The 18,727-nt window shown below is 62.7% G+C and carries 18 protein-coding genes; 13 read left to right on the top strand and 5 right to left on the bottom strand.

The window, feature by feature from the left end:
• Positions 1-19 precede the first annotated feature (19 nt).
• From hisD to tatC, 13 genes are all read left to right on the top strand, one after another.
• Complete coding sequence (gene hisD / locus ACQ4WO_RS25805) at positions 20-1,345, top strand: histidinol dehydrogenase (RefSeq protein ID WP_319993537.1); 1,326 nt, start codon at positions 20-22, stop codon at positions 1,343-1,345.
• Positions 1,342-2,283, top strand: coding sequence for a DNA-methyltransferase (locus ACQ4WO_RS25800; RefSeq protein WP_436483812.1), 942 nt, complete (start codon positions 1,342-1,344; stop codon positions 2,281-2,283). The genes hisD and ACQ4WO_RS25800 overlap by 4 nt, the downstream gene beginning before the upstream one ends.
• 33 nt (positions 2,284-2,316) lie before the next feature.
• Complete coding sequence (hisC, locus tag ACQ4WO_RS25795) at positions 2,317-3,411, top strand: histidinol-phosphate transaminase (RefSeq protein WP_436483811.1); 1,095 nt, start codon at positions 2,317-2,319, stop codon at positions 3,409-3,411.
• A gap of 19 nt (positions 3,412-3,430) precedes the next feature.
• Positions 3,431-4,021 carry an imidazoleglycerol-phosphate dehydratase HisB gene (gene hisB / locus ACQ4WO_RS25790; RefSeq protein WP_010402123.1) on the top strand — a complete coding sequence of 197 codons (591 nt, stop codon included), beginning with the start codon at positions 3,431-3,433 and terminating at the stop codon, positions 4,019-4,021.
• 35 nt (positions 4,022-4,056) lie between these two features.
• Positions 4,057-4,695 (top strand): imidazole glycerol phosphate synthase subunit HisH, encoded by a 639-nt coding sequence (gene hisH, locus ACQ4WO_RS25785; protein WP_072457435.1) that lies wholly within the window; start codon positions 4,057-4,059, stop codon positions 4,693-4,695.
• 54 nt (positions 4,696-4,749) lie between these two features.
• Positions 4,750-5,523 (top strand): 1-(5-phosphoribosyl)-5-[(5-phosphoribosylamino)methylideneamino]imidazole-4-carboxamide isomerase, encoded by a 774-nt coding sequence (hisA, locus tag ACQ4WO_RS25780; protein ID WP_034753842.1) that lies wholly within the window; start codon positions 4,750-4,752, stop codon positions 5,521-5,523.
• A gap of 61 nt (positions 5,524-5,584) precedes the next feature.
• The gene (hisF, locus tag ACQ4WO_RS25775; protein ID WP_436483810.1) at positions 5,585-6,346 is read left to right on the top strand and encodes an imidazole glycerol phosphate synthase subunit HisF; all 762 of its coding nucleotides are present in this window, start codon (positions 5,585-5,587) and stop codon (positions 6,344-6,346) included.
• Between the two features lie 20 nt (positions 6,347-6,366).
• Positions 6,367-6,804: a phosphoribosyl-AMP cyclohydrolase gene (gene hisI, locus ACQ4WO_RS25770; protein WP_034753847.1), complete on the top strand. Its 438-nt coding sequence runs from the start codon at positions 6,367-6,369 to the stop codon at positions 6,802-6,804.
• Positions 6,801-7,172: a phosphoribosyl-ATP diphosphatase gene (locus ACQ4WO_RS25765; protein ID WP_034753849.1), complete on the top strand. Its 372-nt coding sequence runs from the start codon at positions 6,801-6,803 to the stop codon at positions 7,170-7,172. The genes hisI and ACQ4WO_RS25765 overlap by 4 nt, the downstream gene beginning before the upstream one ends.
• 15 nt (positions 7,173-7,187) lie before the next feature.
• Positions 7,188-7,559, top strand: a complete 372-nt coding sequence (locus ACQ4WO_RS25760; protein ID WP_436483809.1) for a histidine triad nucleotide-binding protein — start codon at positions 7,188-7,190, stop codon at positions 7,557-7,559.
• A gap of 80 nt (positions 7,560-7,639) precedes the next feature.
• Positions 7,640-7,876 (top strand): Sec-independent protein translocase subunit TatA, encoded by a 237-nt coding sequence (gene tatA / locus ACQ4WO_RS25755; RefSeq protein WP_034753854.1) that lies wholly within the window; start codon positions 7,640-7,642, stop codon positions 7,874-7,876.
• Positions 7,877-7,924: 48 nt separating this feature from the next.
• Positions 7,925-8,458, top strand: a complete 534-nt coding sequence (gene tatB, locus ACQ4WO_RS25750) for a Sec-independent protein translocase protein TatB (RefSeq protein ID WP_436483808.1) — start codon at positions 7,925-7,927, stop codon at positions 8,456-8,458.
• Entirely contained in the window at positions 8,455-9,210 is a 756-nt protein-coding gene (tatC, locus tag ACQ4WO_RS25745; RefSeq protein ID WP_436483807.1) for a twin-arginine translocase subunit TatC, read from the top strand. The genes tatB and tatC overlap by 4 nt, the downstream gene beginning before the upstream one ends.
• A gap of 84 nt (positions 9,211-9,294) precedes the next feature.
• Here tatC and ACQ4WO_RS25740 read toward each other — a convergent pair whose 3' ends face one another.
• The 5 genes from ACQ4WO_RS25740 to ACQ4WO_RS25720 form a co-directional block, all read right to left on the bottom strand.
• A complete protein-coding gene (locus ACQ4WO_RS25740; protein ID WP_436483806.1) occupies positions 9,295-9,795 on the bottom strand; it encodes a hypothetical protein in 501 nt (166 codons plus the stop codon).
• Positions 9,796-9,966: 171 nt separating this feature from the next.
• Entirely contained in the window at positions 9,967-11,826 is a 1,860-nt protein-coding gene (locus ACQ4WO_RS25735) for a DUF885 domain-containing protein (protein WP_436483843.1), read from the bottom strand.
• A 141-nt stretch (positions 11,827-11,967) separates the two neighbouring features.
• The gene (locus ACQ4WO_RS25730) at positions 11,968-12,456 is read right to left on the bottom strand and encodes a hypothetical protein (RefSeq protein ID WP_436483805.1); all 489 of its coding nucleotides are present in this window, start codon (positions 12,454-12,456) and stop codon (positions 11,968-11,970) included.
• A 55-nt stretch (positions 12,457-12,511) separates the two neighbouring features.
• A complete protein-coding gene (locus tag ACQ4WO_RS25725) occupies positions 12,512-16,681 on the bottom strand; it encodes a DEAD/DEAH box helicase (protein ID WP_436483804.1) in 4,170 nt (1,389 codons plus the stop codon).
• A complete protein-coding gene (locus ACQ4WO_RS25720; protein ID WP_436483803.1) occupies positions 16,678-18,621 on the bottom strand; it encodes a dipeptidyl-peptidase 5 in 1,944 nt (647 codons plus the stop codon). Before ACQ4WO_RS25720 ends, ACQ4WO_RS25725 begins: the two co-directional genes overlap by 4 nt.
• Positions 18,622-18,727: the final 106 nt, after the last annotated feature.

Below are 18,727 nucleotides of genomic sequence, written 5' to 3'. Positions count from 1 at the left end.
CAGTAGCAGAAAGCCGATTATGCCGATACAGATACGCAAGCTCGATTCAAGCCAGGATGGTTTCCAACAATCGCTCGACACCTTGCTGGCGTTCGAGGCGGGCACCGATGCAGCGATTGAAACGTCGGTCGCAAAAATCCTGGCCGACGTGAAAACGCGCGGCGACGCCGCCGTGCTGGAATACACCAACCGTTTCGACCGCATCCCGCATGGCGGCGCGGCGGAAATGGCGGCCTTCGATATTTCGCAAGCCGAATTGCAGGCGGCCCTGAACGGCTTGCCATCGGCGCAGCGCGAGGCGCTGCAGATCGCCGCCCAGCGCATCCGCGCCTTCCACGAACGCCAGCGCGAGGAATTGCGCGGTTTTACCTACACCGAGCCCGACGGCACGGTGCTGGGACAGAAGATCACGCCGCTGGACCGGGTCGGCATCTACGTCCCGGGCGGCAAGGCCGCCTATCCGTCGTCCGTGCTGATGAACGCCATTCCCGCGCACGTGGCGGGCGTGGGCGAGATCATCATGGTGGTGCCGACGCCCGATGGCGTGAAAAACCAGATGGTGCTGGCCGCCGCCGCGATCGCCGGCGTGACGCGCGTGATCACCATCGGCGGCGCGCAAGCCGTCGGCGCGCTGGCGTATGGAACACAGAGCATCACCGCCGTCGATAAAATCGTCGGCCCCGGCAACGCCTACGTGGCCGCCGCCAAGCGCCGCGTGTTCGGCATCGTCGGCATCGACATGATCGCCGGGCCGTCTGAAATCCTCGTGCTGTGCGACGGTACGACGGACCCGGACTGGGTCGCGATGGATCTGTTTTCGCAGGCCGAGCACGACGAACTGGCGCAGGCGATTCTGCTGTGCCCGGACGCGGACTACATCGCGAAAGTGGAAGAGAGCATCGCCAAGCTGCTGCCGACGATGCCGCGCCAGGCCACCATCAGCACCTCGCTGGCCGATCGCGGCGCGCTGATCAAAGTGCGCAGCATGGAAGAGGCGTGCGAGATCGCCAATGCCATCGCGGCCGAGCACCTGGAAATCTCGGCGGAAAACCCGCAGCAGTGGGCCGAGCAGATCCGCCATGCGGGCGCCATGTTCCTCGGTCGCTTCTCGTCCGAATCGCTGGGCGACTATTGCTGCGGTCCCAATCACGTGTTGCCGACGTCGCGCACGGCGCGCTTTTCGTCGCCGCTGGGCGTGTACGACTTCCAGAAGCGCTCGTCCATCATTCACGTCAGTGAAGCGGGCGCGCAAACCCTGGGCCGTGTCGCCGCCACGCTGGCGTACGGCGAAGGCTTGCAGGCGCACGCGCGCAGCGCCGAACTGCGCCTGAAGCCGCAGCCATGACGAAGTTGGCGGAGCAGCCGGACTGGGTCAACCGGGTCTATTGCGAAGATGCGCTGGCGGGGCTGGCGCGCATTCCCGATGGCTCGGTGGACCTGATCCTGACGGATCCGCCGTACAACCTGGGCAAGGATTACGGCAATGCCTCGGACCAGCAGTCGGTGGCCGACTACCTGCGCTGGACTGAACAGTGGATCGATGCGGCGCTGCCCAAGCTGAAAGCCAACGGCAGCCTGTATATCTTTCTCACCTGGCGCTATTCGCCGGAGATCTTCGTCATGCTGAAGCAGCGCATGGCGATGATGAATGAAATCATCTGGGACCGCCGCGTGCCGTCGATGGGCGGCAGCGTGCGCAGCTTTTCATCGGTGCACGACACCATCGGCTTCTTCGTCAAGCGCAAGGATTACTACTTCGACCTTGACGCGGTGCGCATCGCCTACGACGCGGCCACCAAGAAAGCCCGTTCGCGCTCGATCTTCATCGGCGCCAAATGGCTGGAAGTGGGCTACAACCCGAAAGACTTGTGGAGCGTATCGCGCCTGCACAAGGAACACCCGGAGCGGGCCGACCACCCGACGCAAAAGCCGCTCGAAATCATCGAGCGCATGGTCAAGGCGTCGTGCCCGCCCGGCGGCGTGGTGCTCGACCTGTTCATGGGCAGCGGCACCACGGCCCTGGCGGCCAAGCGCTGCGGGCGCGATTTCGTCGGCTTTGAATTGAACCCCGACTACTGCGCCATCATCGAACAGCGATTGGCGGCGTTGACCCAGGAGCTGGCCGAACCGGCCACATTGGCCGCGCCGAAAGCCGCCAAGGCGGCAGCGAAAAAGCCGGCGGCTGCCAGGAAGCCGGCCGCCGCGAAGAAACCGCCCGCCGTGAAAAAAGCGCCGGCCCGCAAGGCGCGCAGCGCCGCCGTGCCGGAAGACGTCGTCATTTAGTCTCCATTTAATTTCATCAGGAGTGTTTGCAGCATGTCTTTCCTCGATCAGTTAATCAGCAACACCGTGCGCGCCGATGTGCGGGCCGTCAAAAGCTACCAGGTAGCCGATGCCAGCGGTTACATCAAACTCGATGCGATGGAAAACCCGTATCCGCTGCCGCCGCATCTGCGCGAGGAACTGGGCGCGCGCCTGGCCGGCGTGGTGCTGAACCGCTATCCGCCGTCGTACGCCAGCCTGCAGGCGGCCATCTGCGCCAAACTGGGCGTGCCCGCCGGCTACGACGTCATGCTGGGCAACGGCTCCGATGAACTCATTTCCATCCTGGCCATGGCGTGCGCGCATCAGGAGCCGGGCAAGCGCGCCGTGCTGCTGGCGCCCGTTCCCGCCTTCGTCATGTATGCACGCTCGGCGCAGTTTGCCGGCATGGATTTCGTCGGCGTGCCCTTGCAGGCCGACTTCAGCCTGGACATGCCGGCCATGCTGGCGGCCATCGAACTGCATCGCCCGGCGCTGGTGTTCCTCGCCTATCCGAACAACCCGACGGGCAACCTGTTTGCTAGCGCCGATATCGAACGCATCCTGGCGGCCTTGGGCGACACCGGCATCGCCGTCGTCGACGAAGCGTACGAGCCGTTCGCGCAGCACAGCTTCATGGGCCGTTTGCCCGAGTTCGAGAACCTGGTGGTGATGCGCACCGTGTCGAAACTGGGCCTGGCCGGCATTCGCCTCGGCTACATGTCGGCCGCGCCGGCCCTGCTGGCGCAATTCGAGAAAGTGCGCCCGCCGTACAATGTGAATGTGCTGACACAGGCGGCGGCCGAATTCGCGCTTGATCACCTCGATGTGTTGAATGCCCAGGCGGCCTTGCTCAACAGCGCGCGCGACGCGCTGGCGCTGCGCCTGGCGCAGCTGCCCGGCGTGACGGTCTTCCCCTCGAAGGCAAATTTTCTTCTGATTCGTGTGGCTGATTCCGACGATGTTTGCGCAAAACTGCTTGCCCGCCGGGTTTTAATTAAAAATATGAGTAAAATGCATGCTGCGCTGGCCAATTGCCTGCGCATCAGCGTCAGCACCCCGGAAGAGAATTCCCTTTTTTACGATGCCTTCAAGGCATCCCTCGTTTAGCCTACCGCCAGAGCCTCCCATGAACCGCACCGCAGAAATCACGCGCAACACCAATGAGACGCAAGTTCGCGTCGCCCTCAACCTCGATGGCACCGGCCAGCAAAAGCTGAACACTGGCGTGCCCTTCCTCGACCATATGCTGGACCAGATCGCCCGCCACGGCTTGATCGACCTCGATATCGAAGCGACGGGCGACGTGCATATCGACAACCACCATACGGTGGAAGACGTGGGCATCACTCTGGGCATGGCTGTGGCCAAGGCCATCGGCGACAAGAAGGGCATCCGCCGCTACGGTCATGCGTACGTGCCGCTGGACGAGGCGCTGTCGCGCGTGGTGCTCGATTTCTCGGGCCGCCCGGGCATCGAATACCACATCCCGTTTACGCGCGCCATGATCGCCGGCTTCGACGTCGACCTGACCTTGGAATTTTTCCGCGGCTTCGTCAATCATGCGGGCGTGACCTTGCATATCGACAACCTGCGCGGCACGAATGCCCACCATCAATGCGAAACCGTGTTCAAGGCCTTTGGCCGCGCGCTGCGCATGGCTGCCGAGCTCGATGAGCGCGCGGCCGGCATCATTCCATCGACCAAGGGCAGCCTGTAAGCGCCCGCGAACCACTGTAGATTCCGAGATCAAACATGAATAAAATTGTGGTGGTGGATTACGGCATGGGCAATTTGCGCTCGGTGGCGCAAGCGCTGCGTGCCGTGGCGCCGGAAGCCGACGTGCGCATTTCCGGATTGGCGCAAGACATCGACAGCGCCGACCGCATCGTCTTGCCGGGCCAGGGCGCCATGCCCGACTGCATGCGCAGCCTGCGCGAATCGGGCGTGCTCGAAGCGCTGCTGCGCGCCGCCGACAGCAAGCCCGTGCTGGGCGTGTGCATCGGCGAGCAGATGCTGTTCGACGGCAGCGAAGAGGGCGATGCGGCCGGTCTGGGCTTGCTGCCCGGCAAAGTCGTGCGCTTCCAGCTCGACGGCCAGGTGCAGGAAGACGGCTCGCGCTTCAAGGTGCCGCAAATGGGCTGGAACCAAGTGCGGCAAACGGCGTCCCATGTCATGTGGGATGGTATCGCCGACAACGCCTATTTTTACTTTGTGCACAGCTATTTTGCTCAACCTCAAGAGGCGTTGCACACGGTGGGCGAGACTGTCTATGGTGCGCCGTTCGCTTGCGCCGTCGCCCGTGATAATATTTTCGCGACACAGTTCCACCCTGAAAAAAGTGCTGCCGCTGGCTTGCAGCTGTACAAGAACTTCGTTCACTGGCAACCTTAACGTTAGCTCTCCGGCTTTTTTCCGCCCCTCACTCACTTTTAAATCACACTGACCATGCTGCTCATTCCCGCCATCGACCTGAAAGACGGTCACTGCGTACGCCTGAAACAAGGCGATATGGAACTTGCCACCGTATTTTCCGAAGACCCGGCCGACATGGCCCGCCATTGGCTGATGCAAGGCGCGCGCCGGCTGCATCTGGTCGACCTGAACGGTGCCTTTGCCGGCAAGCCGAAGAACGAGGGCGCCGTCAAGGCCATCCTGAAGGCCGTGCAAGATTTCGCCGTGGAAAACGACATCGAGGAAATCCCCGTGCAGCTGGGCGGCGGCATCCGCGACCTCGACACCATCGAGCGCTACCTCGACGCCGGCATCACCTACATCATCATCGGCACGGCGGCCGTGAAAAGCCCCGGCTTCCTGCACGATGCCTGCAGCGCCTTCCCCGGCCACATCATCGTCGGCCTCGATGCCAAGGATGGCAAGGTGGCAACGGATGGCTGGAGCAAGATGTCGGGCCACGAAGTGATCGACCTGGCGAAAAAATTCGAAGCCTACGGCGTCGAATCGATCATCTACACGGACATCGGCCGCGACGGCATGATGGGCGGCATCAATATCGACGCCACCGTCAAGCTGGCGCAAGCCGTCAAGATCCCCGTCATCGCTTCGGGCGGCCTGCACAATATCGGCGACGTGGAAGCGCTGTGCGCGGTTCAGGCCGAAGGCATCGAAGGCGTGATTTGCGGCCGTTCCATCTATGAAGGCACGATCGACCTGGCGCAGGCGCAAGAACGCGCCGACGAACTGACCGACGCCGCCGTTTAAGCCTGCCCGGCCGGGAGCGTGCCTGCGCACGCCCTGGCCTGGCGACAATCTGGATACCATCATGCTTGCAAAACGTATCATCCCCTGCCTCGACGTGACCAATGGCCGCGTCGTCAAAGGCGTCAATTTCACGGAATTGCGCGACGCCGGCGACCCGGTGGAAATCGCCCGCCGCTATGACGAGCAGGGCGCCGATGAAATCACTTTCCTCGACATTACCGCGTCCAGCGACAACCGCGGCCTGATCTTCGACATCATCGAAGCCGTGGCGTCGCAGGTGTTCATTCCGCTGACCGTGGGCGGCGGCGTGCGCGTGGTGGAAGACGTGCGCCGGCTGCTCAATGCGGGCGCCGACAAGGTCAGCATCAACACCTCGGCCGTGACGAATCCCCAGCTCGTGTACGAGGCGTCGCAAAAGCACGGCTCGCAGTGCATCGTCGTCGCCATCGACGCCAAGCAGGTGTCGCCCGGCAAGTGGGAAGTGTTTACCCATGGCGGACGCACCGCCACGGGCCTGGACGCGTTCGAATTGGCGCGTAAAATGGAAAGCCTGGGCGCCGGCGAAATCTTGCTCACCAGCATGGATCGCGACGGTACCAAGGTGGGCTTCGACCTGGGCCTGACGCGCGGCGTGTCCGACGCCGTCAGCATTCCCGTCATCGCCTCGGGCGGCGTGGGCGGTTTGCAAGACCTGGTCGACGGCATCAAGGTGGGCCGCGCGGATGCCGTGCTGGCCGCCAGCATTTTCCACTATGGCCAGCACACGGTGCAGGAAGCCAAGCGTTTCATGGCGCAGCAGGGCATTCCCATGCGTCTCGCGTAAAATCAGCAGGATAGAAGAACATGCAAAACGGAACCATCGTAGCAAGCAATGCCAAGTGGCTGAAAAAGGTCAAATGGGACGAGCACGGCCTCGTGCCCGTGATCGCGCAGGAAGCGGGCAGCAACGACGTGCTGATGTTCGCCTGGATGAACCGCGATGCGCTGGCGCGCACGGTGGAGCTGGGCGAAGCCGTGTACTGGAGCCGTTCGCGCAAGAAACTGTGGCACAAGGGCGAAGAGTCGGGCCACACGCAAAAGGTGCTGGAAATCCGCCTCGATTGCGACGAAGACGTGGTCTTGCTGAAAATCGAGCAGGCGGGCGGCATCGCCTGCCATACGGGCCGCCATTCGTGCTTCTTCCAGAAATTCGAAGGCGACGAAAAAACGGGCGAATGGCAAGTCACCGACCCCGTCCTGAAAGACCCTGAGACGATTTACGCGGAAAGCAAGAGCAAATGAGTGAAACCCTGAAGCGCCTGGCCGCCGTGATCGAATCGCGCAAGCTGGCCAATGGCGGCGACCCCGCCACCTCGTATGTCGCGCGTCTGTTTGCCAAGGGCGATGATGCGATTTTGAAAAAAATCGGCGAAGAGGCCACGGAAACCGTGATGGCCGCCAAGGATGCGCGCCGCGACAACGACCCGTCGAAGGTCCTGTACGAATGCGCCGACCTGTGGTTCCACTCGCTGGTGATGCTGGCGCAGTTCGACCTGACGCCGCAGCAGGTGCTCGACGAGCTGGCGCGCCGCGAAGGCCTGTCCGGCCTCGAGGAAAAGGCAGCGCGCAAGGATGAGCTGCGCGATGCCGGCGAAACAGACAAACACTGACCTATTGGAGCGTGCGTGGATAACTGTATTTTCTGCAAGATTGCTGCAAAACAAATTCCCTCGACCATCGTGTATGAAGACGAGGACTTGCTGGCCTTCAAGGATATCAACCCGGCCGCACCCGTGCATCTGCTGCTGATCCCGAAGCGCCACGTGGCCAGCCTGTCCGATTGCGACGACAGCCATACGGAAATGCTGGGCAAGCTGCTGCGTCTGGCGCCGAAACTCGCTGCCGAGTTCGGCTGCGCCGTCACGTATGACACCGATGGCGCGCCTGCAGGCGGCTTCAAGACCATGATCAACAGCGGCCCGAACGGCGGGCAAGAGGTGTATCACCTGCACATGCATGTGTACGGCGGTCCCCGTCCCTGGCGCGGTCAACACTGATTTCGCTGCGCGCCGGGTTCACGTGTATACTACCGGCATTGGTTGACGCTATTCGGGCACCGTCCCGCAAGGAGAATGTGATGGGTTCATTGAGTATTTGGCACTGGGTGATCGTTCTGGTCATTGTGATGCTGGTCTTCGGCACCAAGAAACTGGGCAATATCGGCGGTGATATCGGCAAGGCCGTCAAAGGCTTCAAGGATGGCGTCAAGGGCGAAGATGACGCCCCGGCAGCCAATACCCCTCCTGCTGCGCCATCGCAAGTGGCCGACAAAAGCACCATCGACGTCGAGACGAAAGAGAAAAGCAAGTCCTGATAGCGTGGCGGGGCGCTTGCCTCGTCCGGTAACGGCCCTTGTCCGCTTATGATCGATCTCGGTCTCTCTAAAATCGCCATCATCGGCGTGGTTGCGTTGATAGTCATCGGCCCTGAAAAGTTGCCGAGAGTGGCGCGCATGGCTGGCACCTTATATGGCCGCGCGCAACGCTATCTGAACCAGGTGAAATCCGAAGTCTCGCGCGAAATTGAAATGGAAGAGCTGAAAAACCTGCAGAAGGAAGTGCAGGATGCAGCCCAGTCCGTCAAGCAAAGCGTGGAGAAATCCATGCATGGCGTGGAAAATTCGATCTCCGGCAACCTGGCCGAGGTGGAAAACGCCTGGCGCGGCGATTCGAGTTCGTATGATGAGCATCACGATGCCCATGACGCCATGCTGCGCGCCACCAATGAAGACCTGGCCCGCAAGGCGCGCGAATTCCGCCGCAAGAAGCTGGTGCGCAATTCCGCCATCCCTGGCTGGTACAAGCAGCGCCATGGCGGCAAGCTGCACGTGCAGTCGGCCGCCGCCCGCGTGGCGCGCTTCCGTCCGCGCACCAGTTCCTCCTCTTTTTACTCATGAGTAGCAAATCCCCGGTGGAAGAAACTTTTATCTCGCATCTGGTCGAGCTGCGCAACCGCCTGGTCAAGGCTTCGATCGGCATCGCCGTCGTCTGCGCCATCCTGTTTTATTGGCCCGGCCCCTCGCAGATCTACGATTTTATCGCGGCCCCGATGATCGCCTCGCTGCCGGCCGGCTCGAAAATGATCGCCACCGGCGTCATTTCGCCGTTCCTGGTGCCCATGAAAGTGACGTTGGTGATCGCCTTTATCGTCGCCTTGCCCTGGGTGCTGTACCAGATGTGGGCGTTTATCGCCCCCGGCCTGTACACGCATGAAAAGCGCCTGATCGCACCGCTCGTCATCTCGTCTTCCCTGCTGTTCATGGCCGGCGTGGCCTTCTGCTATTTCTTTGTGTTTGGCCGCGTCTTCCACTTCATCAGCGACTTTTCGCCATCGTCGATCGCGGTCACGCCCGATATCGAAAACTACCTCGATTTCGTCATGTCGATGTGCCTGGCTTTTGGCGCCACGTTCGAAGTGCCCGTGGTGGTGGTGATCCTCGTGCGCATGGGCATTGTTTCTATTGCGAAACTCAAGGAAGTGCGTCCCTACATCATCGTCGGCGCCTTCGTCATTGCCGCCATCGTCACGCCGCCGGACGTGGTCAGCCAGTTCTCGCTGGCCATCCCGATGTGCCTGCTGTTCGAGCTGGGCCTGCTGGTAGCGCCCATCTTCGTCAAGGCCACCCAGGCGCCGGAAGAAGTGTCCTAGACGATTGACTACACGTACAGGCAAAAGCCGCTGACCTCCTTCGGGAGCAGCGGCTTTTTTATCGTCCGGAAAGTTGGTGGGTGCTTACTGCAGCATCAGTTTGCTGAGGATGCCCAGATTGAGCAGGATCAGGGTGCTCATCATCCAGTACACGTGTTTCATGTCCGCGCCATGGCGCAAGTCCAGGCGTTCCAGGCGGGCGTCGAATGTGTGCCCGAATGCGTCAAATTTGGCGTCGAATTTGTGTTCCAATGCGTCTAATTTGGTATCGACTTTGTGCTCCAGCGCATCGATCCTCGTATCGAGCTTCAGGTCCAGTGCATCGATCCGGGTATCGAGTCTGAGCCCCAGCGCATCGATCTTCAACTCCAGCGCGCCCACCTTGGTATCGACGTTGTGCGACACCAGCTTGATTTCCCCCAGCAGGTTGCGCTCCAGCGCCGCCAGTTCGCCATGCACGACCACGGCCGAACCCAGTACGTCGCCCAAGGCCGTCGCATGGTCTTCCGCCTGCTGCGTGGGCACGCCGGCCGAGGAGAGGCGTTTGGCGTAATCGAGGGAGTCGAACTGGATGGGCATATGCATGGACGCTCCTGTATCCAGCCTAGCAGGAAAATCGGCAATTGCCGGTGAGGAGTGCGGTGGCGCCTGCCTTCCCGTCAGCGTAATGGACAGGGATGCCGGCGGTTTGCGGCGGCGCAAACGGATGCAAAAAGGGCGCCGCGGCGCCCTTTGCAAGGAGAGGATGCGTACGAGTTAATTCATCAGTTCCTTGATGACTTTCACGGGCGCGCTGCCGTAGCTGAGGAATTGCTCGTGGAAATCCTTCAGTACGAATTTGTTGCCCAGCGCTTGCTTGCGCTGTTCGCGCAAGTCCATGATTTCGCTGTAGCCGCTGAAATAGCTGGTCAGTTGCACCGAGCTCAGCTGCACACGGCGCCATTTTTCCTTGGCTTCACGCTGGGTCTGGAAGGCCTGGCGCGTCAGCAGGTCGAGCGCTTGCGCTTCCGTCATGCCCAGCACGTGCACGCTGTAATCGAGGATGGTGTTGGTGACGCTGCGCAAGTTCCACTTCGAATACATCAGCCACATTTCCGGCGCGTTGTTGCCATAGCCCGATTCGAGCATCATGCGTTCGCCATACACGGCCCAGCCTTCGATCATGGCGCCGTTGCCGAAGATCGACTTGACCAGGGACGGGGATTTGTTGGCATACACGAGCTGCGTGTAATGGCCGGGGATGGCTTCGTGGATGTTCAGAATCTGCAAGATCCAGTGGTTGTATTCGCGCAAGCTGCTTTCCGCCTGTTCCGGCGTTTCGCCATCGAGCGGCGTCACGTTGTAATAGGTGCGGTCTTGCGGGCGGTACGGGCCGGGCGCCTCGATGCTGGCGCCAGCCACGCCGCGCTGGTAAGCGGGCGTTTCACGCACGACGAGGGGCTTTTTCGGGTCCATCGTCAGCAGGTTGTGGCTGGTCACCCATTCCTGCAATTCCGGGATCTGGCGGCGGATTTCCGGCACGAAATCGGCGGCCGCCACGTGGTTGCTCGACAGCTTGTCGATCACCATGCCGATCTTCGCCGTACGGTCCGCCGGCTTGGCCGTGGCGCCCATGGTTTTTACCCACAGCTCGTCGGACAGGCTATCCATGTGTTCGAGCAGCTTTTCGCGCGCGGCCAGGGCTTTCTGGTACATCTGCTCGGCGCTCACGCTGGCCTGGATATCGTAGGCAAATTTCTGCTCATACAAATCCTTGCCGATGCGGAAGGAGCGCGCATTGCCGTTCTGCGCCAGCGCCGCATCCTGTTCCGTCAGCCAGGCCGCATAGCCTTGCACGGCCGTGCGGGCCGCGGCGATGCGCGCGTTGTACAGCTGTTTTTCCGCCGGCGTCAGGATGGAACCCTGTGCCGTCTTGTTCAGGTCGTCAAGTACGCTGAGCACGCCTGCGCTCTGGGCGATGGCCAGCTGCGTGTGTTCGCGCGTCGGGTTGACGATGCTGGCGCGCGCGGCCGCATAGTATTGCGGCACGGTGGCGATGCGCTTGAGCAAGGTGCGCAGGCGCTGCGGCTGGGCCGCGTATTCCGTGTTCAGGATGAAGTCGATGGAACCGGCCACGTTGTACTGGGCGGGATTCCATTCGAATTCGCGGAAGGTGGTCAGATACCAGCGGTCCGATTGCAGTTTATTCGTCAGCAAGGCCAGGTCGGTACGTTGCTTGTCCGACATTTTGCCGGCATTGAGCTTGCCGAACTTGCCCAGCCATTCTTCAATGAAGGCCAGTTGCTTCTGGCGGCTGGCCGCGTCGGGAATGCTCAGGTTGGCGGCGCCATCGTACTTGCCGACGGAAATCGCGCTTTCCGGATCCAGGCGCCACAGGGCCGTAAGGAACTGGCCGCTCAGGTTATTCATGGAACGGTCGCTGCTGTTCTCGCTGGCGACGGCCGCTACCGTGGCTGCCGTTGCCGCCGTGACGACGGCCGCTTTCTTGGCGACGGTTTTCTTCTTGCTGCTGCTGGTGTTGGCCTTGCCGTTTTTCTGCGGCTTCTTCGCGGCGCTGGCCGGTGTCAGGGTAAAGGCCATCATCAATGCGGCGAGCGCAACTTTATTTTTTATCAGCATAATTTATCTCTTGAATATTTTGTCGTTTGCCATCATCAGAAAATAATAAACTGATAATATAAGTAACAAACAACTATTGAAAGGTTGGCCTTGCTTGCCTGGGCGGCCCAAAGATTAGCACTAATTGCCCCTGCGGCGCTAGACGACGATGGCGCCGCCGTGCAGCAGTTCCTGGTGGCGCGCATTGATGACAGCCACGGCATCCTTGCCGCGCGCCATGCCGGTGGCGTGGATTTCCGTTTCCTGCGTGTAGCGCTGGCTGACGCGCACCGTGTAGGACTGGAACAGCCAGCTCCAGAAGTTCGTTTCATAGACGGCTTCATCCATGTCGCGCCATTTGACGCCTGTGAGTTTCTTTTTCCACGGCAAGATGCCGGACGCCAGCCACACGCCCGCCTCATCGTAGTACAGCTGGTAGCTGCGTATCGTCAGCAGGCGGTAGCCGACGATCAGGGCCGAACCGACCAGCACGACGAAGGCGGCGCGCGTGTTGTACTTGAAGGCCAGCGGCAGGGCGGCAAAAAACAGCAGCACGGCAATCAGGAAGGTGCTGACATAGGCGGTCCAGGATTTGCCGCACAAAAAGGTGGCGCGCTGGCCGGCGCTGGTGGCGATATAGTCGGTCATGGCGTGGAAGGGCAACAGGGAAAATGGATCATCGCATGGAACGCGGTGGCGCCGTTCATTTTTTCAACCCCTCTTGCAGCATGCCCAGCATGTCATTGGCCGACATGCGCGCGGCCGCGTCGCTGCCTTCTAATAAACTGTCGGCCAGGTCGCGCTTGTGCTGGTGCAATTCGACGATGCCTTCCTCGATCGTATGCTTCGCCACCAGGCGGTAGATGGTGACGGGGCGCAATTGTCCCATACGGTGGGCGCGGTCCGAGGCCTGGTCTTCCACGGCCGGGTTCCACCACGGATCCATGTGGATCACGTAATCGGCGGCCGTCAAATTGATGCCCATGCCGCCCGCCTTCAGGCTGATCAGGAAGACATCGCCGTCGCCCGCCTGAAAGGCGTCGACGCGGCGCTTGCGTTCCTGCATCGGCGTACTGCCGTCGAGATACTGGTAGCGCACGCCATGCTGCTCGAGATGCTGGCGGATCAAGGTCAAATGGTCGACGAACTGGCTGAAGACGAGTACCTTGTGGCGGTTTTCCAGCAAGCCCGACAGCAATTGGGCGAAGGCTGCCAGCTTGCTGCTGGCCAGGCCCAGCTCGGGCGCCACCAGTTGCGGATTACAGCAGGCGCGGCGCAGCTTCATGATCTCGGCCAGGATCTGGATCGCCTTCTTGGACGCCGGCCCTTCCACCATGGCCAGCTTTTCCAGCGCTTCGCGGCGCAACGATTCGTACAGCGCCGTTTCCTGTGGCGACAATTCCACTTCCAGCACGATTTCCGTACGCGACGGCAATTCCGACAGCACTTGCGTCTTCGTGCGGCGCAAGATGAACGGCGCGATCAGGCGGCGCAGCCGCAAGCGCGCACCGGCCGCCGCCCGTTTATCCTGATCCTTCTCAATCGGCCCGGCGAAGCGTAAATTGAACTGGTCGAGGGTGCCCAGCAAACCCGGGTTGATGAAGCGGAACAGGTTCCACAATTCGCCCAGGTGGTTTTCCAGCGGCGTGCCGCTGGCCACCATGCGGAAATCGCCTTGCAGGGCCATCACGGCTTGCGAGCGCTTGGTGGCGCCATTCTTGATCGCCTGCGCTTCGTCGAGCACGATCGTATGCCAGTGCACGCCGGCAAACATGGCCGCTTCCTGTTGCAGCAAACCATAGCTGGCCACCACCACGTCGAAGGGCTGCAATGTATCGAGCATGTCGGCGCGGTCGCCGCTGCCGAACAGTTTGATGTTCAAGGTGGGCGCGAAGCGCTGCGCTTCGCTGATCCAGTTCATGCACACGGACGTGGGGGCGACGACGAGGGTGGGGCCGTTCGGTGCGCGTGACAGGATCAGCGCCAGCGCTTGTAACGTCTTGCCGAGGCCCATGTCGTCGGCCAGGCAGGCGCCCACGCCCCAGTGTGCCAGACGCGCCAGCCATTCGTAACCGGCCAGCTGGTAGTCGCGCAAGTCCGCCTGCAAGGTGCTGGGCAGCTGCGGTTGATAGTCGTCGAGCGCGCGCAGGCGCAGCAAGTGTTCGCGCCACAATTTGTCGGCGTTCACGCCGCCCGCATCGTTGGCCAGCTCTTCCAGCGCGAAAGCGGCCAGCGGGTGGATGTGCACGCCATCGGCATGCGCTTCGCCATACGCGGCCAGTTCCGACAGGCGCCGGTGCAGCTCGTCGCTGAGGGCCAGGAACTGGTTGTCGCCCAAGGCCACGAAGCGGCTTTTATTGTTCTGCATCAAGTCGAGCAGGGCGCGCAAATCCATCACCTTGTCTTCGTCGATCTGCACTTCGCCGCTGGCGGCAAACCAGTCTTTTTCACTCTTGATATTCAGGCGCATCTGGCCGCTGTCGATGCGTTTCGACACGCGCATGGTTTCGCCTTCGGGCCACGCCAATACCATGCCATTCGGGTCGAGCGCCTGTAACTCCACCAGCAGTTGCAGGCCCAGCGCTGGCTGGCCTAGCAGCCACTCGCCATGCTCTTCTTCCGCCTCTTCCAGCACCAGACATTTCCCGATCAGCTGGCGCTGCGCTTCGCGTTCCGCGTTCAGGTCGCGTCGCGCTTGCACGGCCCGGCCCGCCACATCGGCAAACACGCTCTCGGCGCCGCTGCCCGGTGCGTAATAGGCGCCATTGTCGAGCAGTGGCCGGACTAAAATTTGCATTTTCAGGCCTTGCTGGTAGGGCAGCAAATGCACGTGCAGGCGGTGGTCGGCCGTGATCGCTTCCGCGTCGCCGCCGCCGCCGCCGATATCCGATTGCACGGTGACCATGGACGAGATGGCGCCGATCGCCTGCATCACCTGTTTTTCCGCGTGCAGCGGCACGGACAGGCCCAGGCCCACGATGGCGCCGATGCGCCGGTGCTCGTCGAGGATGTGCACCACGCGCAAGCGCGTCGGCGTTTCCCTTTGCACCACGACATTGCTGCCGCTGTCGGGCAGTGGCGGCTGCATGCCCAGCCACAGCTGCCCCTCGTGCGACTTGATCAGGAGTTCGGGCGCGCCGGCGATCAGTTCCACGCGCGTGTCGGGATTGTCGAGCCAGAACACGAGTGGATGGCCCACCAGCAAGATGGCGGCCTTGTCCAGCTCGACTTCATAGCGGGGCGCCGACGAATAGTATTGCTTGAACGGCGCGATGCTGCCGGCCGCGCGCGCGTCCTGCGGCGTGAGGAAATCGATGTCGCCCGCTTCCTCGGCCAGGCGTTTGAGACCCATGGCGCGGCCCTTGCTCCAGCCGCCGCGTGCGTCGCGTTTCTGCTCGCGTACTTCCACGGCGGTGAGACCAAAGCGCGGATCGAACGCCACCAGCCACACGAGCCGCGAGACGCCGCCGATGGTCTCGGTGGGGGCGTTCTGCTGCAGGTTGATCAGCGCGCTCAGCTGGCGCTGCCACGCTTCCTGGCGCTCGAACCACGGCGCCATGTCCGTCAAACCGTGCTGCGCCCGCTTGGCCGTCGCATAGCGCTCCTGCTGCGGCTCGCCCATCAAGCCCAGCAAGCCGGCCGCCTGCGCGGCGATCAAATCGTAGCCGGCCGCGTCCGCTTGCTGCACCAGCGCTCGCAGCTGGTCCTTGCGTTCGCTCAATTGCGGTAGCGCCAGCCAGTAGTACAGCAAGGCCTGGAACAGCTGCGCCTGCAGTCCCGTTTCCCAGCTGCGCGTGGGGATGCTTTCCGCCTGCTGCACGCCGGCGCGCACGAGGCGCAAGGTATTGAGTTGCTGGTAGACGATGCTGTCGTGGTTCGGCTGCGCGTGCAGCGCGATATCGAGGTAGGTTTCCGCGTTTTTCAGCAGCTTGGCGTCGTTGCCGCGCAGCAGGGCCAGCACGTACAGGTGGCCGCCGATGCCCGTGAAGCACAGCTTGCGCTTGCCGCTTTCCTTGCGCAGTCCCTTCAAGGCCGTTTCGTAGCCGGCCACGGCGTGCGCATGTTCGCCGCGCAACAAGGCGATGCTGCTGTCGACAAACAGCGCCTGCGGCCCCTGCTGGCCCGCCAGGTAGCGGGCAGCCGCGTCGAGTTCACCGCACAGCAGAGCATCCTCGGCCAAGGCCAGCGGCAGGGCGGCGCCGATATGGTCGCCGGCGGCCGCCTGGCGCGCATGGTGGGCGCGCGCGTACGTGCGGATGGCGTGCGCCGTGGCCGGTTCGCGCGGCGCGTTGCCCAGCAGCACGGCGAGGATGTCATCCTGCAGTTGCGGCATGACGAAAGACAGCATTTCCGGCTCGAACGGCCGGCCGAAAATCTCGATCAGCGGATGCAGCTGCTGCGCTTCATAGCACGCCATGCACGCGGCCAGGATGGCGGCCACGTGGCGTACCTCGTCGTTGCGCAGCAGGGCGATGCGCAGGCGCGCCACGCCTTGCCGGTAGCTGCGCAATTCCACATAGCCATCCCAGTTGCGGCGCACGGGGTTGATCAGCTCGATGGCCTGGCACAGGTCGCGAAACACCAGGTGCTCGATGGCAGCGCGCATGGCGGGCCAGCGCAATTTTGCTTCGCAGGCAAAGCCCCGTCCCACCACTTCGGACGCCAGCGCGTGCCGCGTCAAATGCTGCAGCATGTTCGTGACGGTGAGCAGGGCGAACGGCGTGCCGTCCGGCTCGACGACATTGGCGCGCTGCAAGTGTTCATACACGGCATGCTTGCCCACCGGTTCGCCCGCGATGGCCAGCAGGGCCAGGATCATCTGTTCGTGCTGCTCCAGGGCGGCAAATTCGTCAAGCAAGAGCGGGTCTGTCATGCGGGCAAATTGGCGATGTGGACAGGGGCTGTGCCGGCCGCCACGGGCAGGCCGAACACGCGCTGGTAGAAATACAGTTCCGCGTCCAGGGTGCGCACGATGTTTTCCGCCTTGCGGAAGCCGTGCCCCTCGCCTTCCAGGGGCACATACGCGACGGGCACGCCGCGCGCCTGCAGGGCGTCGACCATCAGCTGCGACTGCTGCGGCGGCACGACCTTGTCGTCGAGGCCCTGGAAGAAAATCATCGGGCGCGACAGTTTATCCGTGTGGTGGATGGGCGAGCGCTCGCGGTATAGCGCCTCGGCTTGCGGCTGCGAAGCGATCAGGTAGTCGGTGTAGCGCGATTCGAACTTGTGCGAATCGTCGTCCAGGCCCTTCAGGTCGGATACGCCATAGTAGCTGGCGCCCGCCTTGAAGACGTCGTGGAAGGTCAATGCGCACAGGGTCGTCAGGCCGCCCGCGCTGCCGCCGCGGATGATCAGGCGCTCCGGGTCGGCCAGGCCGTTGGCGGCCAGGTAGCGCGCGCCGGCGATGCAGTCTTCCACGTCGACGATGCCCCATTGCCCGCGCAGCGCGTCGCGGTATTCGCGGCCGAAACCGCTGCTGCCGCCGTAGTTGACGTCGAGCACGCCGATGCCGCGGCTGGTCCAGTACTGCGTCGCCAGTTTCAAGGTATTGCTGGCCATGCTGGTAGGGCCGCCGTGGCTGATGACGATGACGGGCGGCAAAGTGCCCGCCGGCGCCTGCACGTCGCCATTGGTGGGCGCATAAAAGAAGGCGTAAGCCGTGCGGCCATTGTTGCTAGGAAAACTCAAGCTGCGCGGCACGGACAAATACTCGAGCGCGGGCAATCGTGCGATCGACTGCGCCAGCACTTCCAGCTCATGGTTGGACAAATCGATGCGCGCCAGTTCCAGCGCGATGGTCGGGCTGCCGCCCAAGAGCGCGACGAAGCCGGGGCCCACGCGCAGTTCGCGGATTTCCTGGTACGGGTGCGGTATCGGCTCAAGCTTGGCCGCCGCCACGTTCAATTGCGCCAGGTAGCTGACGCCGGCCTGGATATACGTGCAGACGATTTCATCGTCGGACAGAAAACCGTACATGCTGCCGCCGAAGGTCCAGTGCGGCGTGGCAAATTCCGCTTCCATCGGGCACAGCGCTTCGATGTCGGCGCCGTGCAGGCGGTACAAATTCCACCAGCCGCTGCTGTCGGAAACGAAGTGCAGCAAGCCGTTCGGCGACCATTCCGGCTGGCAAATCGACTCGCGCGCGCCGCCGGCGATCAGGCGCGGCGAACCGAGGCTGCCGTCCGCCTGCACGTCGGCCAGCCACAGTTCCGTACCTTGCCATGGCAGGCGCGGGTGGTCCCAGCTGATCCAGGCCAGCTGGCTGCCGTCCGGCGACAAACGCGGCGCCGCATAAAAATCGTGGCCCCGTGCCAGCACCGTTTCGCGCCCGTCGAAGCCGACGGCCGCCAGGCTGTTTTCCGGATGCGCATGGCCTTCTGCCGGGTGCTGTTCGCGCACGGCGATCAGGCGGGCGCGGGCCGCATCGACAACGAAGTCCGCGTGGCGCGTGTTGCCGCCCGTGGTGAACGCTTCGGGGACGCCATCGCCGGCCACGCGGTACAGGCAATTGTCGGCGAAATGCGAGAAATACACGGTATCGCCGGCCACGGCATACGCGCCGCCGCCGTATTCATGCACGCGGGTGCGCACATTGAACGGCGCCGGCGTCAATTCATCAACCTTGGCGCCACGCTGGCGCAGCAGGGTATTGCGGCCCGCCTCGCTGGCGCGCCCGGCCAGCCAGAACACGTCGGCCCCATCCGCCCCGCCCAGGGCCAGCTGCGTCAGCGGCGAGGCGCCGGCGGCGACGATGGCCGCGCTGATCGGCGATGGCCAGATGCCATAAGGGGTGCTGGATGCGGTCGAGGTCATGCGGGCTCCGTGTAGTGAGGGAATCAAGGGCCGCCAGGCAGGGTCAGGGCGCGCGGCGGCGTGCACCATCATAATGGAAGGGCAGGCACAACGAAAGTCATCGCTG

It is taken from the genome of Janthinobacterium aestuarii, assembly GCF_051380835.1.
GTDB classification, from domain to species: domain Bacteria; phylum Pseudomonadota; class Gammaproteobacteria; order Burkholderiales; family Burkholderiaceae_D; genus Janthinobacterium; species Janthinobacterium aestuarii.
The sequence above is the reverse complement of the archived record's forward strand: the minus strand, read 5'-3'. Positions and strand labels throughout refer to the sequence as shown.

What these genes read in the sequence shown, in the direction of transcription:
- hisD (WP_319993537.1), top strand. Translation starts at nt 20, where the DNA reads ATGCCGATACAGATACGCAAGCTCGATTCAAGCCAGGATGGTTTCCAA.
- ACQ4WO_RS25800 (WP_436483812.1), top strand. Translation starts at nt 1,342, where the DNA reads ATGACGAAGTTGGCGGAGCAGCCGGACTGGGTCAACCGGGTCTATTGC.
- hisC (WP_436483811.1), top strand. Translation starts at nt 2,317, where the DNA reads ATGTCTTTCCTCGATCAGTTAATCAGCAACACCGTGCGCGCCGATGTG.
- hisB (WP_010402123.1), top strand. Translation starts at nt 3,431, where the DNA reads ATGAACCGCACCGCAGAAATCACGCGCAACACCAATGAGACGCAAGTT.
- hisH (WP_072457435.1), top strand. Translation starts at nt 4,057, where the DNA reads ATGAATAAAATTGTGGTGGTGGATTACGGCATGGGCAATTTGCGCTCG.
- hisA (WP_034753842.1), top strand. Translation starts at nt 4,750, where the DNA reads ATGCTGCTCATTCCCGCCATCGACCTGAAAGACGGTCACTGCGTACGC.
- hisF (WP_436483810.1), top strand. Translation starts at nt 5,585, where the DNA reads ATGCTTGCAAAACGTATCATCCCCTGCCTCGACGTGACCAATGGCCGC.
- hisI (WP_034753847.1), top strand. Translation starts at nt 6,367, where the DNA reads ATGCAAAACGGAACCATCGTAGCAAGCAATGCCAAGTGGCTGAAAAAG.
- ACQ4WO_RS25765 (WP_034753849.1), top strand. Translation starts at nt 6,801, where the DNA reads ATGAGTGAAACCCTGAAGCGCCTGGCCGCCGTGATCGAATCGCGCAAG.
- tatA (WP_034753854.1), top strand. Translation starts at nt 7,640, where the DNA reads ATGGGTTCATTGAGTATTTGGCACTGGGTGATCGTTCTGGTCATTGTG.
- tatB (WP_436483808.1), top strand. Translation starts at nt 7,925, where the DNA reads ATGATCGATCTCGGTCTCTCTAAAATCGCCATCATCGGCGTGGTTGCG.
- tatC (WP_436483807.1), top strand. Translation starts at nt 8,455, where the DNA reads ATGAGTAGCAAATCCCCGGTGGAAGAAACTTTTATCTCGCATCTGGTC.
- ACQ4WO_RS25740 (WP_436483806.1), bottom strand. Translation starts at nt 9,795, where the DNA reads ATGCATATGCCCATCCAGTTCGACTCCCTCGATTACGCCAAACGCCTC.
- ACQ4WO_RS25730 (WP_436483805.1), bottom strand. Translation starts at nt 12,456, where the DNA reads ATGACCGACTATATCGCCACCAGCGCCGGCCAGCGCGCCACCTTTTTG.
- ACQ4WO_RS25725 (WP_436483804.1), bottom strand. Translation starts at nt 16,681, where the DNA reads ATGACAGACCCGCTCTTGCTTGACGAATTTGCCGCCCTGGAGCAGCAC.
- ACQ4WO_RS25720 (WP_436483803.1), bottom strand. Translation starts at nt 18,621, where the DNA reads ATGACCTCGACCGCATCCAGCACCCCTTATGGCATCTGGCCATCGCCG.